The following is a 3,200-nucleotide window of genomic DNA, read 5'->3' on the forward strand; positions in this document are numbered from 1 at the left end:
TCTCTACTCGGCCGCTTCGCGATGCACTTCGATGCCGGCCAGATACTTCTCCGCCTCGAGTGCGGCCATGCAGCCAAGCCCCGCTGCCGTCACCGCCTGGCGGTAGATATCGTCGGTCACATCGCCGGCCGCGAACACGCCCGGCACATCGGTGCGGGTCGAATCCGGCGCCGTCCACAGATAGCCGTTCGGCTTCTGCTTGAGCTTGCCGGCGAACAGTTCAACCGCCGGCGCATGGCCGATGGCCACGAACACACCGTCGATCTTGAGGTGCGACACCTCGCCGGTCCCCGCATGCTTGAGCTTCAGCCCTTCGACCGAGGGCGGCAGCGGCGTCTTGCCGGGCCGACCGGTGATCTCGTCGACGATCGTGTCCCAGATGACGCGGACATTGTCCTTTTTCAGAAGCCGCTCGCGCAGGATACGTTCGGCGCGAAAATCGCTGCGCCTGTGGATCACCGTCACGCTCTTGGCGAGATTGGACAGATAGAGCGCCTCTTCCACCGCCGAATTGCCGCCGCCGATCACCGCGACATCCTTGCCCCGGTAGAAGAAGCCGTCGCAGGTGGCGCAGGCCGAGACTCCAAAACCCATAAAGTCCTGCTCGGTCGGGATGCCCAGCCATTTCGCTTGCGCGCCGGTCGCGATGATCAGCGCGTCGGCGGTGTAGGTGGTGCCGGAATCGCCCTTGGCACGGAACGGTCGCACGTTGAGGTCGACCTCGGTGATGATGTCGTTGATGATGTCGGTGCCGACATGCTCGGCCTGTTTCAGCATCTGCTCCATCAGCCACGGACCCTGGATCGGGTCGGCGAAGCCGGGATAGTTCTCGACATCGGTGGTGATCATCAACTGCCCGCCCTGCTGCAGGCCGGCGACCAGCATCGGCTTCAGCATGGCGCGGGCGGCGTAGACCGCCGCCGTATAGCCGGCCGGGCCGGAACCGATGATGAGAACGGGCGCGTGCTTGGTGGTCATCTAAAGCCTCTGCGGAGGGCTGCCGGCAATTGCGGCATGGAAAACTCGATCATTGTCGCGCGTAATGTAAGTGTTGCCCACGACGCCAGCAAGGCAAGTTGGAGTTCGTCCCCGGAAAGCTTTGTCACACCCTGTCGCCTGCGGATCCCGCGAAATATTCCGGGCGAAGGATGGAATGGACAGCGAAGTCGTTTAATTACAAAATCACGCAAGATTCTTGCGTGTTGCCCCTCATGATCGAGAGCCCTCATGCCGCTCAAGGCCGACCTCGACGCCATCGACTGGAAGATCCTGCGCGAATTGCAGGGCGACGGCCGCATGACCAATGTCGAACTGTCGAACCGCGTCGGCATTTCGGCACCGCCATGCCTGCGCCGCGTCAAGCGCCTGGAGGAAGCCGGCATCATCCGTGGCTACCGCGCTCTGCTCAACGCACCAGCGCTCGGCCTTGATGTCGTTGCCTTCTGCCTCGTCGGCCTGCATCATCAAGCCGATGCCGAGCTGCGCATCTTTGCCGAGCGCACCCGCGGCTGGCCGATCGTACGCGACGCCTGGATGGTGTCGGGCGAATCCGATTTCCTCCTGCATTGCGTGGCGAGCGACCTCGGCGCCTTCCAGAGCTTCGTCATCGAGGAACTGACCTCGACCCCGAATGTCGACACGGTGCGCACAGCGCTCACCATCCGCCGGGTCAAGGACGAAGGCTTGGTCTCGTTCGCACAGCCTTGAGCCGGTTGAACCGCAACCGGCTTTCGCCGATGCGGCCTGAGCGCCTCGCCATATCAGCGCCGCTTTGGCGTTCGATAGGCTCTCCTGTGGAGCCGGATGTACTGCCGTAGCCACCTTGCTGGTTTCCTAGAGCAATTCCAGAAAAAGTGTGTAACGGTTTTCCTGGGAAAAGCGCATAGCGCTTTCGGGATTGCATAATACAGGTGGCGCAGGGCAGCCCAATTCCGAGAACAGTGTGCCGTGGGGTGGGACGATGACTCGATTTTCTAGCCCGGTTTCGGCGCTGGTCATCTGTATGAACGAGGCCGACATGATCGGCGAATGCCTGGAAAGCGTCGACTTCTGCGCCGAGATCATCGTCGTCGATTCAGGCTCGACGGACAGCACTCTGGACGTCGTCAATGCGTTCATCGCCAAGGGCTACCCGATAAGGCTGTTTCACAATGATTGGCCGGGCTTTCCTCGTCAGCGGCAATTCGCGCTCGATCAGGCCACCCAACCGTGGTGCCTTTCGATTGAAGCCGACGAGGCCATCGATGACGTTCTCAGGCAGTCGATCACGAATGTGACGCAGCTTGGGAACGATGCTTTCGACGGATGGTACATCAGGCGCCGCGACAAGCTGAAGGGTTATGGCTATGCGCACCGCTGGGTGCTTCACAACAGGCTGCTGCGTCTTTTCCGGCGCGACAAGGCGACCATGGACCTCAATCTGCGGGTCCATGAGTCGTTCGAGGTGCCGGGCGAAACCGGCACCATAGAAAATGGCGTGCTGCTGCATCGCCGCGAAATGACTATTGCCGAGGATCTGGCGAGAGCCAACACCTACTCCAGCCTCAAGGTCGCCACGCTGGTCGAACGAGCCAAGAAGCCTGGCCTGATAAGACTGGTGCTGTCGCCGCTTGGCAACTTCCTGAAGTTTTACCTGGCCAAGCGCTACTTCCTGTGCGGCCGGCACGGGTTCGTCTATTCGATGCTGGTGATGGTGTATTCGTTCGCCACCGAGGCCAAGCTCTATGAAGCCTGGCGGGACAACGATCGGGTATAAACCGTTAGGGCGCGCCCGAGGCGGCCCCAAGTGCAGCTATTGCGGCGAGCAGGCCGTCGAAGTCCGCGCGGTCGCACCAAGGCCGAATTGTGAAGCCCCGTCGGACAGCCGCTTGCCCGTCCACCAGCCAGCCCTGCGAGAGGCCGGCGCGTTGTCCCGCCTCCATGTCGGCCTCCTTGTCGCCGACGATCAGCGAACGCCGCAGATCGAGCCCGAGGCGACTGGCCGCCTCCAGCAGCATGCCCGGATTGGGCTTGCGCATCGGATGATCTGCGGCCGCGAGCGGGCCGGAGCCCGCCTCGTGATAGGCGCAGGCAAGGACCATGTCGACGAACGCATTGTCGGCGCGTAGCAGTTCGAGCACGCGGCCATTGACGGCGGCGAAATCGCTCCAGCCGAAATAGCCGCGCGCGATGCCGGACTGGTTGGTGACGACGATGACGGG

4 protein-coding genes are annotated in these 3,200 nt (G+C 62.3%); 2 read left to right on the forward strand and 2 right to left on the reverse strand.

Annotated features, from left to right (window positions below):
• Positions 1-3: 3 nt before the first annotated feature.
• Positions 4-978, reverse strand: coding sequence for a thioredoxin-disulfide reductase (gene trxB / locus EN969_RS23540; RefSeq protein WP_063168808.1), 975 nt, complete (start codon positions 976-978; stop codon positions 4-6).
• Positions 979-1,227: 249 nt separating this feature from the next.
• On the opposite strand from trxB, the gene EN969_RS23545 reads away from it, so the two are divergent.
• Positions 1,228-1,707: an Lrp/AsnC family transcriptional regulator gene (locus EN969_RS23545; RefSeq protein WP_013530077.1), complete on the forward strand. Its 480-nt coding sequence runs from the start codon at positions 1,228-1,230 to the stop codon at positions 1,705-1,707.
• 253 nt (positions 1,708-1,960) lie between these two features.
• Entirely contained in the window at positions 1,961-2,755 is a 795-nt protein-coding gene (locus tag EN969_RS23550; RefSeq protein ID WP_063168809.1) for a glycosyltransferase family 2 protein, read from the forward strand.
• A gap of 4 nt (positions 2,756-2,759) precedes the next feature.
• On the opposite strand, the gene EN969_RS23555 is transcribed toward EN969_RS23550, so the two are convergent.
• On the reverse strand, positions 2,760-3,200 hold a 441-nt coding region (locus tag EN969_RS23555; protein ID WP_127419435.1), incomplete at its 5' end, for an HAD-IIIA family hydrolase.

It is taken from the genome of Mesorhizobium sp. M7A.F.Ca.CA.003.01.2.1 (genome assembly GCF_003998945.1).
GTDB classification, from domain to species: Bacteria; Pseudomonadota; Alphaproteobacteria; order Rhizobiales; family Rhizobiaceae; genus Mesorhizobium; species Mesorhizobium ciceri.

Bases quoted from the DNA above. Each gene is read 5' to 3' on its own strand.
- trxB (WP_063168808.1), bottom strand. From the start codon at position 978: ATGACCACCAAGCACGCGCCCGTTCTCATCATCGGTTCCGGCCCGGCC.
- EN969_RS23545 (WP_013530077.1), top strand. From the start codon at position 1,228: ATGCCGCTCAAGGCCGACCTCGACGCCATCGACTGGAAGATCCTGCGC.
- EN969_RS23550 (WP_063168809.1), top strand. From the start codon at position 1,961: ATGACTCGATTTTCTAGCCCGGTTTCGGCGCTGGTCATCTGTATGAAC.